Source organism: Pseudomonas sp. FP597 (assembly GCF_030687435.1).
Taxonomy (GTDB): Bacteria; Pseudomonadota; Gammaproteobacteria; order Pseudomonadales; family Pseudomonadaceae; genus Aquipseudomonas; species Aquipseudomonas lactucae.
On record NZ_CP117432.1, the window covers coordinates 3,636,965 to 3,654,946 of the forward strand.

The 17,982-nt window shown below is 60.6% G+C and carries 14 protein-coding genes; 11 read left to right on the forward strand and 3 right to left on the reverse strand.

The window, feature by feature from the left end; all coding sequences use genetic code 11:
* Positions 1 to 42 precede the first annotated feature (42 nt).
* Positions 43 to 1,320 carry a serine/threonine transporter gene (locus tag PSH66_RS16635; protein ID WP_078824912.1) on the reverse strand — a complete coding sequence of 426 codons (1,278 nt, stop codon included), beginning with the start codon at positions 1,318 to 1,320 and terminating at the stop codon, positions 43 to 45.
* 449 nt (positions 1,321 to 1,769) lie between these two features.
* Here PSH66_RS16635 and PSH66_RS16640 point away from each other — a divergent pair, with 449 nt between their 5' ends.
* The 3 genes from PSH66_RS16640 to PSH66_RS16650 all read left to right on the forward strand — a co-directional run bounded on the left by PSH66_RS16640 (position 1,770) and on the right by PSH66_RS16650 (position 4,220).
* Positions 1,770 to 2,270: a DUF4822 domain-containing protein gene (locus PSH66_RS16640; RefSeq protein ID WP_305427244.1), complete on the forward strand. Its 501-nt coding sequence runs from the start codon at positions 1,770 to 1,772 to the stop codon at positions 2,268 to 2,270.
* 61 nt (positions 2,271 to 2,331) lie between these two features.
* The gene (locus PSH66_RS16645) at positions 2,332 to 2,775 is read left to right on the forward strand and encodes a hypothetical protein (protein ID WP_305427245.1); all 444 of its coding nucleotides are present in this window, start codon (positions 2,332 to 2,334) and stop codon (positions 2,773 to 2,775) included.
* A gap of 920 nt (positions 2,776 to 3,695) precedes the next feature.
* Positions 3,696 to 4,220: a cysteine hydrolase family protein gene (locus tag PSH66_RS16650; protein WP_305427246.1), complete on the forward strand. Its 525-nt coding sequence runs from the start codon at positions 3,696 to 3,698 to the stop codon at positions 4,218 to 4,220.
* A 1-nt stretch (position 4,221) separates the two neighbouring features.
* On the opposite strand, the gene PSH66_RS16655 is transcribed toward PSH66_RS16650, so the two are convergent.
* On the reverse strand, positions 4,222 to 9,048 hold the full coding sequence (locus PSH66_RS16655; RefSeq protein ID WP_305427247.1) for a dermonecrotic toxin domain-containing protein: 4,827 nt from the start codon (positions 9,046 to 9,048) through the stop codon (positions 4,222 to 4,224).
* Positions 9,049 to 9,246: 198 nt separating this feature from the next.
* On the opposite strand from PSH66_RS16655, the gene PSH66_RS16660 reads away from it, so the two are divergent.
* The 5 genes from PSH66_RS16660 (at position 9,247) to PSH66_RS16680 (ending at position 14,164) form a co-directional block, all read left to right on the forward strand.
* Positions 9,247 to 10,200 (forward strand): 2-hydroxyacid dehydrogenase, encoded by a 954-nt coding sequence (locus PSH66_RS16660; protein WP_305427248.1) that lies wholly within the window; start codon positions 9,247 to 9,249, stop codon positions 10,198 to 10,200.
* 129 nt (positions 10,201 to 10,329) lie between these two features.
* A complete protein-coding gene (locus PSH66_RS16665; RefSeq protein ID WP_305427249.1) occupies positions 10,330 to 11,397 on the forward strand; it encodes a phosphotransferase family protein in 1,068 nt (355 codons plus the stop codon).
* Positions 11,398 to 11,406: 9 nt separating this feature from the next.
* Complete coding sequence (locus PSH66_RS16670) at positions 11,407 to 12,174, forward strand: SDR family oxidoreductase (RefSeq protein ID WP_078824917.1); 768 nt, start codon at positions 11,407 to 11,409, stop codon at positions 12,172 to 12,174.
* Between the two features lie 70 nt (positions 12,175 to 12,244).
* Positions 12,245 to 13,678 (forward strand): PLP-dependent aminotransferase family protein, encoded by a 1,434-nt coding sequence (locus PSH66_RS16675; RefSeq protein ID WP_305427251.1) that lies wholly within the window; start codon positions 12,245 to 12,247, stop codon positions 13,676 to 13,678.
* An 84-nt stretch (positions 13,679 to 13,762) separates the two neighbouring features.
* Entirely contained in the window at positions 13,763 to 14,164 is a 402-nt protein-coding gene (locus PSH66_RS16680; protein ID WP_305427252.1) for a cupin domain-containing protein, read from the forward strand.
* 70 nt (positions 14,165 to 14,234) lie between these two features.
* On the opposite strand, the gene PSH66_RS16685 is transcribed toward PSH66_RS16680, so the two are convergent.
* On the reverse strand, positions 14,235 to 14,864 hold the full coding sequence (locus PSH66_RS16685) for a DNA-3-methyladenine glycosylase I (protein ID WP_003174321.1): 630 nt from the start codon (positions 14,862 to 14,864) through the stop codon (positions 14,235 to 14,237).
* Positions 14,865 to 15,080: 216 nt separating this feature from the next.
* On the opposite strand from PSH66_RS16685, the gene PSH66_RS16690 reads away from it, so the two are divergent.
* From PSH66_RS16690 to PSH66_RS16700, 3 genes are all read left to right on the forward strand, one after another.
* The gene (locus PSH66_RS16690; RefSeq protein WP_181408615.1) at positions 15,081 to 16,406 is read left to right on the forward strand and encodes a C4-dicarboxylate transporter DctA; all 1,326 of its coding nucleotides are present in this window, start codon (positions 15,081 to 15,083) and stop codon (positions 16,404 to 16,406) included.
* Positions 16,407 to 16,518: 112 nt separating this feature from the next.
* Positions 16,519 to 17,220, forward strand: a complete 702-nt coding sequence (locus PSH66_RS16695) for a FadR/GntR family transcriptional regulator (RefSeq protein ID WP_042944812.1) — start codon at positions 16,519 to 16,521, stop codon at positions 17,218 to 17,220.
* A gap of 16 nt (positions 17,221 to 17,236) precedes the next feature.
* Positions 17,237 to 17,923 carry a GntR family transcriptional regulator gene (locus PSH66_RS16700; RefSeq protein ID WP_305427253.1) on the forward strand — a complete coding sequence of 229 codons (687 nt, stop codon included), beginning with the start codon at positions 17,237 to 17,239 and terminating at the stop codon, positions 17,921 to 17,923.
* The last annotated feature ends 59 nt before the right edge of the window (positions 17,924 to 17,982 follow it).

The window sequence follows — 17,982 nt, forward strand, 5'->3', positions numbered from 1 at the left end:
CACAAAAACAACTGTATGCAGTCAGGCAGACCGCACCGGGGCTCAAGCAATAAACGAATACACCAACGCCGTAATCGCCACTAGGCCGACTGCAGTGACAAACACATTCGACGCCTGCCCACGGTACTTGGCCATGGCCGGTACTTTACGAATGGCGTACATCGGCATCAGGAACAGGATCGACGCGATAATCGGGCCGCCAAGCGTCTCGATCATGCCCAGGATGCTTGGGTTGAGCGTGGCCACGATCCAGCACACCACCAGCATGAACGCAGCGGTCATACGGTCCAGCGTCTTCGGTGCAGGACGACGGCCACTCTTGAGCACCAGGCCCTTGAGGCCTTCACTGGCGCCGATGTAGTGACCCAGGAACGACTTGGCAATCGCCACGAATGCAATCAACGGCGCGGCAAACGCGATGGTCGGGTTGTTGAAATGGTTGGCCAGGTACGACAGGATCGACAGGTTCTGCGCCTTCGCTTCGGCCAGTTGTGCCGGCGACAGGGTCAGTACGCAACTGAACACGAAAAACAGCACCATCACCACCATCAACAGGTGCGCACGGGACAGGATCTGCGAGCTGCGCTCATCGGCGTGGGCGCCGTACTGGCGCTTCTGGTCAACCGCGAAGGCCGAGATGATCGGCGAGTGGTTGAACGAAAACACCATCACCGGAATTGCCAGCCACAGCGTATTGAGCAACGCCGAAGGCGCCGGGACCACGCTGGCCGTGCTGAGGATGCCGCCATTCCAATGCGGCACCAGGTACACGGCGAGGAACAGCAGCGCAACGATAAACGGGTACACCATCAGGCTCATGGCCTTGACGATCACTTGCTCGCCGCACCGCACCACCGCCAGCAGGCCGAGGATCAGCACGAACGACAGGATCGCCCGTGGCGGCGGCAGGATGTGCAGCTGGTGTTCCATGAAACTGCCGACGGTGTTGGTCAGCGCCACGCTGTAGATCAGCAGGATCGGGAAAATCGCAAAAAAGTACAGCAAGGTGATCAGCGCACCGGCCTTGATGCCGAAGTGCTCTTCGACCACGTCGGTAATGTCGGAGCCTTCACGGCCGGACAGAACGAAACGGGTCAGGCCACGGTGGGCAAAGAACGTCATCGGGAACGCCAGCAACGCCAGGACCACCAGTGGCCAGAAGCCCCCCAGGCCGGCGTTGATCGGCAGAAACAGGGTGCCGGCGCCAATGGCGGTGCCGAACAGGCCGAGCATCCAGGTGGTGTCCTGGCGGCTCCAGCTCGAGAGGGTTGCAGGTGTCGTTGCATAGCGTTCGTCGACGCTATTGGCCTGATCATTCATCCGGTCGGATCTCCGCATTTACACGGCCGGGACGAGTCAGAAAAACCTGACAGGCAGCGCCCCGACCATAGAAGGGGCCGGATTGTCCGGGATTCTTTCGAATAAGCAAAGACTTAGCTGAGGATTGGTTGGCCAGTGCAACCGCTCAGGGACGGCCACGAGCGAGGGTTTCAAGGGTTGCACACGCATTTTCAGTGCGACTGCCAAGCAGCACTGGCGCATATGGAAATACCTTAGGGCAATATGCGCCTTTCAAACATTTAAAGAATGCACCTACAACAAAATCAGACTTTCAATGACCACTTAGTTAAAACTCAACCACTGCACCCATGCATTTGTTACATAACTCTACACAGCCATTGATCCACCGCCAAAACACCCACTAATATACGCCCAGCCATGACCGTAAAAACAATAATGCACACACTTATAACAACTGGAGTCTGAACATGCGAAGATTCACCTTTGTATTCGCCGGCCTATTACTTGCTGGTGTAATCCGCCCATCCGACAGTTGCGCAACCTCGGCACTGCCTGAGTCAGACATTCGCGCACTCGCTTCTTCGCCCCAATGGTTGACCACCAAAGTCTATATCGAAGGAGAGCCGGACAAGGACGTCAAGGCCAGCTATCCCGGCGTGGTTGGCATCTCGATGTGGGACCCGCAGCGCAATCGCTATGAGTTCTTTTACACCGATACGGGCCGCTCAAAACACCCCGACGGCGGAGGTGGATATTTCATGGTCACCGGTGATAAGAAGACCCATATCCTGATACCTGACATCGGACCGACCAAAACTATTGTCAGGCGACTGGAGAAACTCGATAACCGTGAATTCACCTACTCTCGTGAAGTACCGCGTGACATGGTAGCCACTAACCCGTCCGTACGCATCTATGTGGTACATGCTCCCTATAAAGGCCCGATAAAAACCGCCATGTCGAATTAGTTAAACACTTATGTTTAACGATTAATTCCATGACCTACAATAACGAGCAAGGCGCCGAAAAATGAATATACACAAGCCCATCAAGTCTCTGCTGATCTGCGCACTACTGGCTGCGATTCTGTTACCAGGCATGGCGACTGCGCAGGCGGCTAAAACGCCTGCTGCCAAAGTCAGTGTGGCCACGCCCGACAACGCTGTCATGTTGACGGTCTTTCTAAAACACGACCAATCACGCCCATTGAGCGAACTCAAAGAACAACTGGTCAAGCAGGGCTTTCACACAGTATTCCCGCCTGCCGGGGTGGAGGTCGTCAGCTGGAACATCACCATGGGAATCGGGCAGGTCATCGTGCTGCGCCTACCGGCCTCACGCCTGGCAGAAGTCAACCTTGCCATCGAAAACTCCGCGTGGGGTGTCTATTCCACGGAATTCTTTCCAACCTACGATTTCATGCCAATCGCACAGGCCGCGCAAGAACAGGCAAGACAACCTACGCAGCAGTGATGCCCTTACAGCGGCCTGAACCGGCCCCCATTGACAACAACTCAACGGCCCCAGCATGATCAGCCCATGAACGTTATTCAGTTGAACCTCACCCGCACCACCACCACGACCGCTTATGGCGGGTCTCGCGGTGACTGTGGGTGCTTGAGCTAAACACTTCACAGACAACCCAAGGCCCCGCCAGCAATGGACGGGGCCTTTTTATTGGTGCGCCAGGCATGGCGCGTAGCGTCGTGACTGGCGCTGTTCAGCTCACTGTGGTGGTGAGCTGAACGACTTGGAGGTGAAAGTCCTCTACACACCCGGCAAGGGGAAGTGTTAGCCAGAGGCAAGGGTGTCGCGGGTGACTGCGAATCTGAAGGAAGCCCGAGGCAAAATGCTGGCCTGACGAACAGGAAGCGGATAGAGGCGGCGCAGCGGGGTAAGAAGGCCAAAATCTTCAAAGCCCAATACTTGCACGGAACGCTGTGACGTAGATCCGACAGGCATAAGCAGGAAGGTCGCGCGAATTACCCTGGGAGATCTGTCTAACCTGCCATGTGCTACCGACGTCGCGAGATGACGGGATGGGCGACAGAAGTCAGCAGAGGCCGTAGTAGTTGCTCAAAACCGGAGTAATGAAGGGCTGAACCTGCCATGAGTGGATAGTCGGGTGTGATCTCTGTGGAGCGTAAAGCAGAAACTCCGCGTAGCGGGGGTCGAGACCATCAGGAGGTAGGAGCCGGAAGCTCCGATGGCCGGTCTGGGCGCTTAGATACCGCAGGCGACACATCAACGAAACCAAGCTCGCTGACGTAGTTTGTCAGTAGGCAGGAACCGCCGTATACGGAACCGTACGTACGGTGGTGTGAGAGGACGGCGGGGGCAACCCCGCCTCCTACTCGATCTCCGCCCATCCGGCAATCAAAAGGAGCAACACCATGGCTGAAGCACTGCTGATCATCGATATGCAAACCGGCTTGTACGAAGGGCCGGACAAACCCTTTGAACGTGAACGCGTGCTGGGCATCATCAACCGGCTGATCCTGGGTGCCCGCCGCGCAGGCGCGCCGATATTCGTCGCGCGACACACCGGCCCGGCAGGCTCGCCCCTGGAGGCAGGCAGCCCGCTCTGGCAGGTGTGGCATGAACTTGACGTGGACGAGGACCGAGACCACCTGTTCAATAAAACCCGCCCCAATTGCTTCCAGGGCACCGACCTGGCGCAGCAACTGCGCACGTGCGGGGTAACGGCGTTGGTCATCGCCGGGATGAAAACCCAGTTCTGCATAGACACGACCTGCCGCGCGGCGGCAGAGCTGGGATTCACCGTGCGCCTGCCCGAGGACGCTCATACCTGCATGGACACTGCGGCGCTGAAGGCCGAGGCGATTATCGAGCATCACAACGCCACCCTGGCGGGGGCATTCGTCCAGCGTGTAAAAGCACTGGATGTCTGGCCCTGACTCAGCCAACCAGCAGGTCGGGGGCCAGTACCTCGACCAGCCTTTGCGACAAGGCCGTCGTGGTGAGCATTCGATACGACGCTTCGTTCTCATTGCGAAAGTTTTGCATGATCGACTCCATGTAACGGTCTGCGTCGCTTAAGGTCAGGGCCTGTTGCTCGATCCTGGCCATCTCCAGCGCCGCTTTGTCGCGCACCGCGCTGAAATGCTGCGCATAGTAGGTGCGCAGATAGTCGCGCCAGAGTTCCTGCTGCTGGATGAACTCGAAGAACTCGCTTGTCTGCTCCCGCCGCAGGACGCTGACGACAGCCGCATCCAGGGCCGCCTCCGACACGTCGACTTGCAGGGCGACATTCAGGTCCGGCGGCTGCAGCGGCAACCGCAGCCGATCGGCCAAACCGGCTCGATAGGCCAGGCTGATTTGTAACTGGCGCACCTGGGAAAGCGGCTCGACGCTGGCGCGGGCGCCGATATCATTCAGCGCAACGCGTTCCACCGCCGCCAGGCGGAACAACCCACGCAGCAGCGCGATCAACGTGACCTCCACCGGTATACCTCTTTCATCAGCACTGCGCAGGGCCCGATAGGAGGCCGTGTGCACCTCAATACGTGAGAACTGGAAGATCGCCTGATCGACATCGGCGTTGCCAAATCTTGACATCCTGAACACCCGTTGACGCAGCTGCGCGTCCTCGGCAACGTAGTGCAGCACGGCCCAGACACGGTCCCTGAGGTAAGTGTAAGTCGCGCTGAAATCCGCGGTCTCACGCAAGTGCCAGATCATTTCGAAAAAAGCCGAGGCGTCGGGGACGGCCAGCAGCGAGCCCCAGAGCTGGCGCTTGCCGCGCGCATCGGTCGCAGGGACCCTGTCCAACCACGCCATGCACTGCTCACGCGTCGCCATGAAGCGTCCCACCCCCAAGGGCGGGCGCGGGGTCGTAACGCCGAAACTGATACCGCTCACCTGTCGATACGCGATCATCCTCTGCAACACCGTTTGCGCCAACGGATTGTCCCGCAGATAAGTCCCCGCGTTGACACTGCGCGGCGCACTGAACACCTCTTCGGGGACATGCGCGATACGGTTGTCACGCAAATCGAGGATATTCAACATGCTCAAGCCCCAAGTGCCAGATGGCCACTGCGAAATACCCGTTGCGCGCAACGAGAGCACTTCCAGCCGGCTCATGGAGGCAATCGCTGGCGCCAGGTCCATCTGAGCATTGAAGTCCAGGTTCAGCACGCTCAAGCGGGTCAGCCCGGACAGCCGGTTGACCGCACCAGGCGTTAAACGGATCTGGTTTTCACTCAGGTCCAGGTGCTGGAGTCGGGTCATATCTCCCAGCGCCGCAGGGATTTGCCTCAGAAAATTGCCACGCAGGCTTAAGGTCCTGAGCTTGGTAAAACGCCGCAGGAAGGCATCCACGCCAGCGCCGCAGCCGACTCGCTCCATCAACAGCGTCCCCACATGAGCGAAGCCGGCACCCAAGTCAGGCAAGTCCCCCAGGGGCCGCATCGCAAACTTCAACTCGAAGAGCACACCATCGGTGGTCAAGCGTGTCTGGGTTTCCTTGCGCCAGCACCGAATGATCTCGCGTAACGCCGCGGCCTTGGCGTCTGTCGCTACCTTCAGGCGCACACCCAGGGCGTCCTCATACCAGGTCTCACGGGTCTGCCATGCGAGCAACGTCGTGCGCAGTCGCTCATACTCCAGCCTGAGGGTTTCCAACTGCCTGAGCACCGACACCTCGTCCGCGCCCAGGGTAGCAAGCCATTCACTGAGCTGGTCATCGGACCAGCGTGGGTAAAGCCATCGCGCCCGTGTCAAGGCGCTGGGCAGCGCTGGGCGTACCGGAGCGAAAGCACCGGCTAGCGGCAGTAAATCGAGTCGCGGTGCAGACGCCAGGCCCATGGGCGAAACAGCCTCGACCCCGCCCCTGCCGAGCTGCAGCCCTTGCGCACTGTAGGCGCGACGCAACAGGGCCGTGCGGATGATATCGCCCGCCAGCGCCGTGCCTTCGCTATCGTTTTCCCGGCCCAGCGCCTTTCTGCGCTTTGGCGAAAGCCCTTGCCACAACGCCTTGAAAAAATGCGCCGACGTACGCCCGGCCAGATCGCTGATTTTGTCGGTGTTGGCATCGAAGACCTGAAAACCCTCCGGCGAGGCCCGCATTTCCAGCAATTGCGGCGCCAGTTTCGGACCGGCCTCGGCCACCACTTCGATTGTTCCATTGGCCGACACCTCGACAATGCGCAGGTGCAGGCCGTTAAACCATCCCACCAGGTGGGTCATGTTGTCGACCACCAAACGGTAGGTATCAGCACCTGCCGAGGTGCCGATGTAAAGCCCCTCGAAAGCTCGGCAACCCTTGATGCGCGGTCGATAACGCCGAACCTCCTCATCCAGACGCAGCGGTACGGCGGACTGCTGCAACTGCGTCAACTCGCTCTCGTCGGCATGGCGCACCAACTCATCCGCGACACTGGCCGGCAGGTCGGGATAACGCTGGGTCAGTACACGCCCTACGTCGCTCGTCTGCGGTTCAATGCGCTGGTAGAGCCAATCGAACAGTTGCCGCCTGCTGCCCAGTCGTGCCCGTGTCGCCAGCACGTCGGCCAACGCCCGGGCTTGCTCACTCGGAACGCGGGACGCCTTTGGCAGCAGGCTGGCGCGCTGCGTCTCGTTGAGCCCGGCCAACAGCCGCTGATACAGGCTTCCTTGCTTGAGCTGCGCCGGCGTCAGCGCAATGGTTTGATGCTGCGCCGACAATGCCTCGGGGGCAAACAATGCCAGGGGCTCACCGCGCTCGCCGAAAAAGCGCACCGCCCGATCCGCAGGCCACTGTTCGAGGGAAACCAGCAACTGCACCTGCAGCGCCGGCTCGGCCACCGGCGCCGTATCGGGTATGGCCAGTTGTGCGATAAAACGCTCAAGGCGCGCATCGATGCGAAAACGCCGCGCCGTATCTTCCAGCAGCGCCGGCGGCCATGTACCTTCCACCAGGCTTTGCAACATACGGTCGTCGATGCCGCTGACCGCCAGGATCTTGCTCGCGGTGTCATCGGGAATGTCTTCTATTGAATAGCCCAAACGGCGAAATCGTTGCAGCCCCGACCATTGGCTGACCAGTTCGTTGTCGTGCAGCCAGGCCCCGACCCCATTGGTTTGCAGCAGCGGCCGATAACCCGGGCGCAGGCCGGCAGGCTTGATTTCCCAAAGCGTGCTGGCCTCCCTGGGTGCAACCCCGTAGAGCGCGCCCTCGATCTCAACGTAGTCCTGGCCCTTGTAACTCAGGATGCCCCTGGCGTCGGCCTTGACCCACTGCGGCAAGGTAAACGACTGCCGATAGGGTGCGACATCGGGTTTCCATAATTGCTGCCGCCCGCCTTGACCCTCGATCAACCAAAGACCGTCGAGAAACGCCGAGCGCCGCGCCGCCCGATACACTTTCGCGCCTCCTGCACCGACCGCGGAGACGGCAGCCATCAACAGCAGATTCTCCAATGTATCGAACAAATAGTTCGTGGCTTGCTCCTGCTCGCCCTCGTACCAGCTGTCGATGCCGTGATAAATACTCGTCAACACTTCCAGTGCCGCCAGCCCCAACATGACCTCACCCACTCCGGGAATGAACGAGGCGCCGATCATGGCCAGGTTCAAGCCGACGGCCTTGTAGGTATCCAGCCTGCGCAGGCGGCTTTTCTCATCTTCATCATCGGTCGGCACCACCAGCAGCCGAGCATCGGCCAAGGTGCGATCGGCACGCTGACGGTACATTTCGCTGAATAAATCCCCCGCAACCGGCTCTCTGGCAAACGTTATGTAGCGGGTCTGCGGGGGTAGCGGCGAGCCGGTGTGCTCCAGCAGCTGAGCCCTGACCTTTTCGACAAACACAGACTTGTCCTTGAGCGCGATCAGGCCCGTGAACCAGTCCCTGAAGGCAGCATCTCGCAGACGCAGGCTCAGCGCTGCCTCGATGTCCAGGTGCGTAACGTATTCCTTGAGCGGGTGCAGCAGGTCGTCGGGCAGATAAAGTACGCAGCGCCGGTCACCCTCGGCGGGCGCTGTCGCAGGCCCCATCACGAACATGTCATGCACCCGTACCCCGGCGCAGGTTATGCGCGTCACCTGCATCTCATTGTTGCCAAGCTTCACGGGGGACTGGCCGCGCCGCAGTCTTATCAGCATCTCGTGGACATCCCGGCTGATATGGCCTTTGCCTAACGCCACATGCGTCTGTACTTCGAACCGCTGCGCACTGTAGGTCACGCAGCGCTCCCTCAGGTCGCCCGCCTGGGGGCCTGTGTTGAGCAATTGCGCGAGACACGTCTGGTATTGCCGGCCCAAGTCCAGCGTCCTGCACAACCGCGCAAACTCATGGGGCTCGATCGTCAGTATCCGATTGTCTGCGCCAGTGACCGCCGCCGGCAGGTATAAACACGAATCGGCGTGATAGTTGCCAGGCTCGGTCTCGGACAGTTCGAAGTTTTCATACGCTGCCGCCAGCACATCGCGTTCCACCGGTTCGATCAATACGCGGTGTAAGCCAAAGAGTCGCGATTGGCTGCGAACATGCTGGAAAACAACGCCTCGGATATCCAGGGTTTCACCCAGCGCGCGTGCCAGCGCGTCGGTGAGCAGCGGCGTGCAGAATTGCTCGGGAGAGGGCAGGTAATCGAACAGCTCCTTGGCCCGGGCTTTGGCGGGATAACTGGTCAACAGGCTCTGCAGCAGGTCACCCCGCAGCTGCGAAGACGCGCCGGACAACCACGGCGGCGCCTGGCGTTTGACAAGGTTGAAAAAAACCCCTTCTTCGACAGGGGTCATAGCGATCACAGGAGCGGTAGCTGGCGTGCCGGGCATCATATTCAAGCCTTAAAAAACAATTCGCCAGCCTAGCCTTTGCCTCGCCGTTAAAAGCACAGATAAATCAGCACCTGGTGTTCGCACCGTTGCGCCATGCCCGCAATCGGTCCTGAAAATATCGCATACTGGCACCCTCGACCGCCCTCAGGAGATCCGCTCATGTCCACTACCATTCTGGTATTGGTGGAAACCATCAACGATTACCTGCCGATCATCGAGAGCAACGACTTTCACGTGATCCTGGCGCCGACGCCCGCCGAACGCGCCCAGGCGATCAAGACCCAGGGTGGCCAGATCAAGGCTGTACTGACCCGTGGCCCGTTGGGTTTGTATGCCGAGGAAATCGCCGCGCTGCCACTGCTGGAAATCATCTGCGGGATCGGCGCCGGTTATGAACACGTAGACCTGCAGGCCGCCAGCAATCGCGGGATCGTGGTCACCAACGGCGCCGGGGTCAATGCGCCGACGGTGGCCGACCACGCCATGGCGCTGTTGCTGTCGCTGGTACGCGGCATCCCGCAGACCGATGCCGCCGTGCGACGCAGCGAATGGCCCAAGGTGATGCGCCCGTCCCTGGGCGGCAAGCAATTGGGGATTCTCGGCCTGGGCGCCGTGGGCCTGGAAATCGCCAAGCGCGCATCGCTCGGGTTTGGCATGGAGGTGAGTTATCACAACCGCCAGCCTCGCGACGACGTGGACTACACCTACTGCGCCACCGCCGTGGAACTGGCACGCACCTCGGACTTCCTGATCCTGGCCACGCCCGGCGGTGACGGCACGCGCCACCTGATCGATCGCCATGCCCTCGATGCCCTGGGACCCAATGGCTACCTGGTCAATATCGGCCGTGGCAGTGTCGTGGTCACCGCCGACCTGATCACCGCCCTTGAGCAACGCCGTATCGGTGGCGCCGCGCTGGATGTGTTCGACGACGAACCGAAGGTGCCCGACGCCCTCAAGCGCCTCCCCAACACCGTGCTCACCTCCCACGTTGCCGGCCTGTCGCCCGAGGCCGCCCATGACACCGTGCAACGGGTGGCCGACAACCTGGTGGAGTTCTTCGCCGGCCGCCCGGTGCTCACGCCGGTCACCCTGCCCGCGCCCGCAAAATGACCGATCAGGCACGCTGATCATCGTTTAACACGCTAACCTATTAAGCCGCCCCGACCTTGTCGGTGGGCGGCTGCGCGCATTAGATTAGCCAATAGTCCAAGGCCTTAAAAATAAGCAGAAGGGATAAGCATGGCGCTGAACGACCAATCGACCCAGATTCGCCCAGGCGAAGAACTTGATGCCGGCCTGATCGATCCCTACCTCAAGGCCCATATCCCCGGCCTGAGCGGCACCCCCATCATCAGCCAATTCCCAGGCGGCGCGTCCAACCTGACTTACCTGCTGGAATACCCTGGCCAGGAATTCGTGCTGCGCCGCCCACCCTTTGGTCACAAGGCCAAGTCCGCCCACGACATGGGCCGCGAATACCGCATTCTCAACCAGCTTAAAGACGGCTTTCCGTATTGCCCCAAGGCTTATGTGCATTGCACCGATGAGTCGGTGATCGGCGCCGAGTTCTATGTGATGGAGCGCGTCAACGGCATCATCCTGCGTTCCGACCTGCCGGTCGAACTGGGCCTGGACGCGACCCGGACCGAGGCGCTGTGCAAGAGCTTCATCGACAAGTTCGTCGAACTGCACCAGGTCGACTACACCGCCTGCGGCCTGGCCGACCTGGGCAAGCCGCAAGGTTACGTAGCGCGCCAGATCCGTGGCTGGGGCGATCGCTACGAAAAAGCCCTGACCCCCGACGCGCCCAGATGGGAGGCGGTACGCGCCTGGCTCAACGACAAGATGCCGGCCGACCACCCCACCTCCAGCATCGTGCACAACGACTACCGCTTCGATAACGTGATACTCGACCCGCACAACCCGATGCAGATCATCGGCGTGCTGGATTGGGAACTGACCACCCTCGGCGACCCGTTGATGGACCTGGGCAACACCCTCGCCTACTGGATCGAAGCCGCCGACCCGGCACCGGTGCAACTGATGCGCCGCCAGCCGAGCAATGCCCCCGGCATGCTCACCCGCCGCCAGTTCGTCGACTATTACGCCGAACGCTCCGGCATCCAGATCGACAACTTCGACTTCTACTACACCTACGGCCTGTTTCGCCTGGCCGGCATCGTGCAGCAGATCTACTACCGCTTCTTCCATGGCCAGACCCAGGACAAACGCTTTGCGCAGTTCATTCAGATGAACAAGCTGCTGGAGCAGATGAGCCTGAACGTTATCGATCAATCAGCCCTTTAAGGAATCCCCATGTCCAAGACCCACCTGTTCGATCTCGACGGCAAGATTGCCTTCGTGTCCGGCGCCAGCCGTGGCATCGGTGAAGCCATCGCCAAGTTGCTGGCCCAGCAAGGCGCGCATGTGATCGTCTCCAGCCGCAAACTCGAAGGCTGCCAGCACGTCGCCGATGCGATCATCGCCGACGGTGGCAAGGCCACCGCAGTGGCCTGCCATATCGGCGAAATGGAACAGATTACCCAGGTGTTCGCCGGCATCCGCGAGCAGTTCGGCCGCCTGGATATCCTGGTCAATAACGCGGCCACCAACCCGCAGTTCTGCAACGTGCTGGACACCGACCTGGGGGCGTTCCAGAAGACCGTCGACGTGAACATCCGCGGCTACTTCTTCATGTCGGTGGAAGCCGGCAAGCTGATGCGCGCAAACGGTGGCGGCAGCATTATCAACGTGGCGTCGATCAACGGCATTTCCCCGGGCGTATTCCAGGGCATCTACTCGGTGACCAAGGCCGCCGTGATCAACATGACCAAAGTGTTCGCCAAGGAATGCGCCGAGTTCGGCATCCGTTGCAACGCCCTGCTGCCGGGTCTGACCGACACCAAGTTCGCCTCGGCGCTGGTGAAGAACGACGCAATCCTGAAGATGGCCCTGGCGCAGATCCCCCTCAAGCGGGTGGCCGACCCCAGCGAGATGGCCGGCGCGGTGCTGTTCCTGGCCAGCGATGCATCGAGCTACACCACCGGCGTGTCGCTGAACGTGGACGGTGGCTTCCTGTCCTGACATCGCCTGGGTTTGCTCGGATCGATTTGCGGGTAATCTTGACGCAGATCGATCTGTCCCAGGATGAAACATGGAATTGCACATTGTCATCACCGGCCGCAAGGACCTGGCTGCCCAGCTTTATCAGCAATTGCGCGAAGCTATCGCCACCGGACGACTGTGCGCAGGCGCGCAACTACCGCCGAGCCGGCTGCTTGCCGAGCAATTGGGCATTTCGCGCAAAACCGTATCGGATACCTATGCCACCTTGACTTACGAAGGCCTGCTGGTCGGCAGGATTGGCCGCGGCACCTTCGTCAATGCGTGGGCACCACAGCCTGACCGCCTGCAAACCGCCACCGACCTGGCCTGCGCCGATAACCTGGCGCAATGGGCCGCACTGCCCTCGCCCATGCGCCACCCCACCCGCGACAGCATCTTGCGCTACGAATTTATCGGTGGCGCCACCAACCGCCACCAGTTCCCCCAGGATGAATGGCGCCGTTGCACCCAGGATGCCCTGCGCCGTATCGCCCAAAACAGCGGCTTCTACAGCCAACCCGAAGGCCTGCCCGCGCTGCGCAGTGCGATAGCCGGGCATATCGCGTTTTCCCGTGGGGTCAAATGCCGCGACAACGACATCGTGGTCACCAACGGTGCGCAACAGGCGCTGGACCTGCTTGCCCGCGTCATTCTGGAACCGGGCAGCATCGTCGCCATGGAAGACCCCGGCTACAGCCCGGCGCGCCAGTTGTTCATGGCGATGGGAGCCAGCGTCGCCAGCGTGCCGGTGGATGATCAGGGCATTCAGGTCGACCGGATTCCCGAGGGCACACGGCTGATCTACGTGACCCCGTCCCACCAGTTCCCCCTCGGCATGCCCATGAGTCCGGCGCGCCGCGAAGCCTTGCTGGCGCGTGCGTTCGAACTGGGGGCGATCATTATCGAAGACGACTACGACAGCGAATTCCGCTACGAAGGCCGGCCCACCGACTCCCTGCAAAGCATGGACACCCGTGGCGTAGTGACGTATGTGGGCACTTTCTCCAAGACCCTGCTGCCCGAGCTGCGCCTGGGCTACCTGGTACTGCCACCGGCGATTTACCCTGCCGTGCTCAAGGCCAAGCAATTGACCGACCAGCACAGCTCCACCCTGCCGCAATGGGCACTGGCCAAGTTCATCAGCGAAGGCTACCTGCTCAAGCACATCCGGCGCTGCCACACGGTGTATGCCGGGCGCCGCGAACGCATCCTGCAGCGCCTGGCGGGCGACTTGTCGCCGTGGTTCGAGGCGGTGCCCACCGTGGCCGGGTTCCACATGGCTGCGCTGTGCAAAGTACCGGTGGATATTGCGTTGCTGATGGGCCTGGCGCGCCAGGCGGACGTCGGCTTGTACCCGCTGGATGTGTTCTTCCATGACGCGCCGGTGCGCCAAGGCCTGATCATCGGGTTTGGGGCCATCGAGACCCTCGACATCGACCCGGCGCTGGACAAGGTGCGCGATATTCTCCAGCAGATTGGCTAGGGGGTTTTACCGTGGATTGGTTATTGGTCGCTCGAAACGCCCAGCGTACGGTGAGCAGGTCTCGAACGACTAGGAAACCTCACCATGAAACGCCTGCTCGCCATCCCCCTGATGCTCGCCTCCTTCAGCGCCTTTGCGCACGAGCCCGTGTACAACCAGGAATCGATCAAGGTCCTGCAAGAACACCCCCTGGCCAACGTACCCGGCAAGAAAACCCTCATGCTCACCGTGAGCTACGCCCCTGGCCAGGCCACCGTCCCCCATAGCCACACCGGCACGGCCGTGGCCTATGTGCTGGAAGGCGCGGTCACGTCACGGGTCAACGATGAGCAGGCGAAGACTTACACGGTTGGAGAGTCATTCTACGAACCGGCCGGTTCGCGGCATTTCGAGTCGAGCAATGCCAGCCAGACCCAACCGGCCAAACTGCTGGTGGTGATAGTGTTGGATGACAAGGCGGAAGTACTCACCCCCCTCCCAAAATAATCAGCCACACCCGCAGTCGGAAATGTGGGTGGGGGGCTGAATGTGCGAGGGGCTTGCCCCCGCCCACAGGTTAGGGACGTTTGAACTGGTGCCGCAGATCTTCAATGCCCTTACGGCAGAAGCACCCTTCAAGGTGATCATTGACCATCCCCATCGCCTGCATCAGCGCATACATCGTGGTTGGACCCACGAACGTCCAACCGCGCTTCTTCAAGGCTTTGGACAGTCGCACCGAGGCCGATGAGGTGGGATTGCCCGTCCAGTAATCCAGGTCCACCACGGCCGGGCGCTCCTCAGGGCCGGGCTCGAACGCCCACAACCACCGCGCCAGCGAACCGGTTTCATCCACCAGTTCACAGGCCCGGCGTGCATTGTTGATGACGGACGCGATCTTCGCCCGATTGCGCACAATGCCGGTGTTCTGCATCAAGCGCTCGATATCCGCTTCGCCATATTGCGCGATACGACGAAAATCAAAGCCCTCGAACGCCCCTCGAAACTGCTCGCGCTTGCGCAGGATGGTGATCCACGCCATGCCCGCCTGGAAACCTTCCAGGCAAATCTTCTCGTACAGCTGGATATCGTCCGCCACCGGCACACCCCACTCGTGATCGTGGTAATGCGGGTATTCGGGCGCCGAGGTGCGCCACGTGCAATAGCTGCGGCCTGTCGCGTCGGTGGTCAGTCCTGGTGTATCCATCCATCACCTCATGTGCCGAAGGCGGATGATAAGCGAAAATTTTTGCACACCACCAACCGCTCAAGCATCGCCCTCAGCGACCCACTGGTCAGACCGGGACTCGTCAACCGACGAATAATGTCTTGTTATTTCAAAAATACCTGGCCTAGACTGGCGACGCACTGGACTTACCGGTATGACCACAACAATTAAGCCCTGGAACCACCGGGGCGCCGAATAGAGATCCCTCCCATGCTCAGATGGTGCTCGCGTTCGATTTTCCTGCAAGTCGTGATTGGCCTGATGCTTGGCATCATCTGCGGCCTGGCCCTTCCCGAATTCTCCTCGCAACTCAAACCCTTGGGTGACGGTTTTATCAAGCTGATCAAAATGCTGATTGGCCTGATCGTGTTCTGCGTGGTGGTCAGCGGTATTTCCGGCGCCGGCGACCTGAAGAAAGTCGGGCGCATCGGCCTCAAGTCGGTGATCTACTTTGAAGTGCTCACCACCATTGCCCTGGTGATCGGCCTGATCATGGCGTTCAGCACCGGTATCGGCCAAGGCGCCAATATCCACCTGGAGCAACTGTCCTCCGCCGGTCTGAATGAACTGGCCGACAAGGGCCAGCACATCAAAGGCACCAGCCAGTTCCTGATGGACCTGATCCCCAACTCGGTGATCGGCGCCTTTGCCGATAACAACGTGCTGCAAGTGCTGTTGTTCTCGGTGCTGTTCGGCAGTGCGCTGAACCTGGTGGGCGAAGCGGCCAGCGGCATCACGCGGCTGATCAATGAGCTGAGCCATGTCATTTTCCGCATCATGGGCATGATCGTGCGCCTGGCACCCATCGGCGTGTTCGGCGCGATCGCCTTCACCACCAGCACCTACGGCCTGGATTCGCTGCAGCATCTGGGCAGCCTGGTGGGCTTGTTCTACCTGACCTGCTTCGCGTTCGTCGCGCTGATCCTCGGCCTGGTAATGCGCGTTTCAGGGTTGCGCATGCTGCCGCTGCTCAAGTACTTGCGCGAAGAACTGCTGATCGTCATGGGCACCGCCTCCTCCGACGCGGTACTGCCGCAAGTCATGCGCAAACTCGAACACCTGGGGATCGGCAGTTCCACCGTGGGCCTGGTGATTCCGACGGGGTATTCGTTCAACCTTGACGGCTTCTCCATCTACCTGACCCTGGCCATCGTATTTATCGCCAACGCCACCGGCACACCGCTGTCGATGACCGACCTGCTGACCATCCTGCTGGTGTCGCTGATCACCTCCAAGGGCGCCCACGGCATCCCCGGTTCGGCACTGGTGATTCTGGCGGCGACACTCACGGCGATCCCGGCGATTCCGGTGGTAGGGCTTGTGCTCGTATTGGCGGTGGACTGGTTCATGGGCATCGGCCGCGCCTTGACCAACCTGATTGGCAACTGCGTCGCCACCGTGGCCATCGCCCGCTGGGAAAAAGACATCGATATCCAACGCGCCAATAAAGTGCTCGACGGCGAACAAGGGTACGCCTTCCAGACCAGGAAGCCGGTGTTGCCGGCGCATCAGGAGTTCTAAAAGCAACACGGACAAATGTGGGAGGGGGCAAGTCGAATCGTCGCACCGCCCCTCCCACTGTTGAGCAGCGTTAATTGGATCAATGTATTCGCAACATCAAGGAGTCATCGACGTGATCAGCACCTCAACCGTCGTCAATTCAGTCGTAGAAAAACTGCGCGCCGCACTCAAGCGGGGCCAGTGGCGGCGTGGCGAAATGCTGCCCGGCCAACGTGAGCTGGCCGAACAACTGGGCATCAGCCGCCCCAGCCTGCGCGAAGCGGTGATCGTGCTGGAAACCCTCGGCCTGGTGCGCTCCATGCCCGGCAAAGGCGTGGTGGTGCTGGAAACCAGCGTCAGCGAACCGCAATCGACCGACGCCGTGGCCGACGCCAGCCTCGAAGACATTTTGCAACTGCGCTACACCCTGGAACCGTTCATTGTCGGCCTGGTCGCCCAGACCATCAGCAGCAAGGATGTCGGCCAACTGCGCCTGACCCTGATGGATATGCGCGAAGCCCTGGATGCAGGTGACGCCGAAGCCGGGATGAACGCCTACATCGGCTTTCACGAAGAGCTGTTCGCCCTCACCTCCAACCCGATCTTCCAGAACGTGGTGCAGCAGACCAGCAACGCCCTCAAGCAAAGCGCCCAAGTGCTGCGCAACTCCCCCGAGCACTTGGCCGAACGCCTGCAGGAAAACGAAGCCGTGGTGCGTGCCATCCGTAACAAGAACAGCGCCCTGGCCAGCGCCGAGATGCGTCGGCACATCCTCCAGGAAGGCCTGCGCATGGGCATTGCCCTGAACATCCCGGATGACCATCTGGGCAGCTGACTTTTTGGAGACGACCATGACCGCCCACGCCCTGCAACGCGAGCCTTTCCTCCCTGCCCTGCGCCTGGCGGCCGGTAAAAAGCCTTCAGTGGATGACATCTACCCACGGCTGTTCGACGCAATCCTCGAACAACGCATCGCCCCGGCCAGCCGCTTTACCGAAGAAAGCCTGGGCGAAACCTTTGGCGTGAGCCGCAGCGTGATTCGCCGAGTGCTGGCCAAACTGTCCCACCAACAGGTGATCATCCTGCGTCCCAACCAACGTGCCCAAGTAGCGGCGCCGGATGCACAGCAGACGCGGCAGATTCTGGAAGCGCGGCGCATGACCGAGATCACGGTGGTGCAACTGGCCTGCGCCCAGGCGACAGCCGCACAGATACGCCAGCTACGCGAATTGATCGCTCGCGAGCATGAGTGCATCGAACACAACCAGCGCGGGCCGGCGATTCGCTTGTCGGGGGAGTTTCACCTGCACCTGGCGGCCATTGCGGCGAATGCGCCACTGGCGCAATTCCTGAACAGCCTGGTGCCGTTGACGTCCCTGGTAATCGCCCAACATGAAGCGAAAGCCTGCACGTATTGCGCGTGGCAGGAGCATGTGGCGATTGTGGATGCGGTTGAACGACGGGATTCGAACGCTGCTGTGGCGTTGATGACCCAACACCTGGATCACCTGGAAAGCAAATTGCTGAAACACCACTGACCTCCAGAACAAGAGAAGATCCAAATGTGGGAGAGGCGGGAACAAGCCCCCTCCCACAG

Bases quoted from the DNA above. Each gene is read 5' to 3' on its own strand.
- PSH66_RS16635 (WP_078824912.1), bottom strand. From the start codon at position 1,320: ATGAATGATCAGGCCAATAGCGTCGACGAACGCTATGCAACGACACCT.
- PSH66_RS16640 (WP_305427244.1), top strand. From the start codon at position 1,770: ATGCGAAGATTCACCTTTGTATTCGCCGGCCTATTACTTGCTGGTGTA.
- PSH66_RS16645 (WP_305427245.1), top strand. From the start codon at position 2,332: ATGAATATACACAAGCCCATCAAGTCTCTGCTGATCTGCGCACTACTG.
- PSH66_RS16650 (WP_305427246.1), top strand. From the start codon at position 3,696: ATGGCTGAAGCACTGCTGATCATCGATATGCAAACCGGCTTGTACGAA.
- PSH66_RS16655 (WP_305427247.1), bottom strand. From the start codon at position 9,048: ATGACCCCTGTCGAAGAAGGGGTTTTTTTCAACCTTGTCAAACGCCAG.
- PSH66_RS16660 (WP_305427248.1), top strand. From the start codon at position 9,247: ATGTCCACTACCATTCTGGTATTGGTGGAAACCATCAACGATTACCTG.
- PSH66_RS16665 (WP_305427249.1), top strand. From the start codon at position 10,330: ATGGCGCTGAACGACCAATCGACCCAGATTCGCCCAGGCGAAGAACTT.
- PSH66_RS16670 (WP_078824917.1), top strand. From the start codon at position 11,407: ATGTCCAAGACCCACCTGTTCGATCTCGACGGCAAGATTGCCTTCGTG.
- PSH66_RS16675 (WP_305427251.1), top strand. From the start codon at position 12,245: ATGGAATTGCACATTGTCATCACCGGCCGCAAGGACCTGGCTGCCCAG.
- PSH66_RS16680 (WP_305427252.1), top strand. From the start codon at position 13,763: ATGAAACGCCTGCTCGCCATCCCCCTGATGCTCGCCTCCTTCAGCGCC.
- PSH66_RS16685 (WP_003174321.1), bottom strand. From the start codon at position 14,864: ATGGATACACCAGGACTGACCACCGACGCGACAGGCCGCAGCTATTGC.
- PSH66_RS16700 (WP_305427253.1), top strand. From the start codon at position 17,237: ATGACCGCCCACGCCCTGCAACGCGAGCCTTTCCTCCCTGCCCTGCGC.